The 1,259-nt window shown below is 68.9% G+C and carries 1 protein-coding gene and 1 pseudogene; one reads left to right on the plus strand and one right to left on the minus strand.

Annotation, left to right across the window (positions count from 1 at the left end; translation table 11 throughout):
• A pseudogene (locus AC1D1T_RS32555) lies at positions 1-691 on the minus strand (hypothetical protein); the annotation flags it as partial.
• Positions 692-875: 184 nt separating this feature from the next.
• Between AC1D1T_RS32555 and AC1D1T_RS32560 the strand changes: the two are divergent.
• Positions 876-1,259 (plus strand): CHC2 zinc finger domain-containing protein (locus AC1D1T_RS32560; protein ID WP_477993487.1); only part of this gene is annotated, 384 nt, incomplete at its 3' end.

Below are 1,259 nucleotides of genomic sequence, written 5' to 3' on the forward strand. Positions count from 1 at the left end.
GCACCTCGAAGCGCACCCGCACGGTGCCCTTTCGCAGATCCAGCATCACCGCACGGGGGAATTGCGGCTCGACCTGGGAGACCATCACCAGCGCCTCTTCGACATCAGGCTCCGGCGCGGCGGCGAGTGCAGGCGGCGCGGCCGCATCGGGCATCGCCGTGGCACCACTGCGGGCGTGGGCCGCTGCGCTGTTCGCCAGGCGGGCCGCTTCGTTGTCGACGCTGGAGACCGGCACGGCCTGCGCGGCAGGCTGAATGGCCTGGACGGCCTGCGTGGCGGCCGGCGCCGGGGCGATGCGCCCGACCGCTGCTGGTGCGGGTGTCGGCGAAACGGCCGCCCCTTCGGCACTACCCTCGCCCACCTTCGCGACGCGTGCGGCCGGTGCCGGTCTGGGTGCATTGGCAACCGGCGCGGGTGCGGGCGGCTTGACGTCGTCCTTGCCGTCGCGGACTTTGCGGGGCTTGTCCGAGTGGATCATGATCCAGCGGAAGACGTTCTCCGCCTCGCGCTTGGAGCGCTCGCTCGGGGCCGACTCTTCCTTGGCGGCAGGCGCCGATGCTGCCTGCGCGCGGGCCGCCTGCCAGGCGCACATCAGCCCGGAAGCCAGCAGTGCGAGGCAGAGTGTGCGAGGCGAGAAAGTACGAGGCAAGAGCCGCAAACGCGCCTGTTCCGGCGTCGAATTGATCTGCACACGATTCCTTCCGAGAGTCTTGACGTGCCCCAACGACACGGCATCGAGTTCCACGGTGCAAAAAGTGTACCGAGCATGGTCACCCTTGCGTCAATCGGTAACTGCCCGGGAAGACGGTGCCGTGCGAAGCTGCACAAGTCGCGGGTCGGGGTCTTCCCCCGGGGCGGTTCGATAGACTCGCGGGGTGATCCCGCCGAGCTTCATCCAGGAACTGCTGTCCCGCATCGACGTCGTCGAAGTCGTCGGCCGCCATGTGCAGCTGAAGAAGGCCGGCATCAACCACAAGGGCCTGTGCCCGTTCCACGGCGAGAAGACGCCGAGCTTCACCGTGAGCCCGACGCGCCAGACCTATCACTGCTTCGGCTGCGGCGTGCACGGCAATGCGCTGGGCTTCCTGATGGAATATTCGGGGATGGGTTTCCTCGACGCGGTGCGCGACCTGGCCCAGCAGGCCGGGCTCACCGTGCCGGAGGACGACCGCTCGCCGCAGGAGCGCGAGCGCGCCGCCGAGCTGAAGGAGCGCCAGGCCACCCTCAGCGACGTGCTCGCCAAGGCCAGCGAGCATTAC

The organism is Rhizobacter sp. P2_H3 (assembly GCF_056403355.1).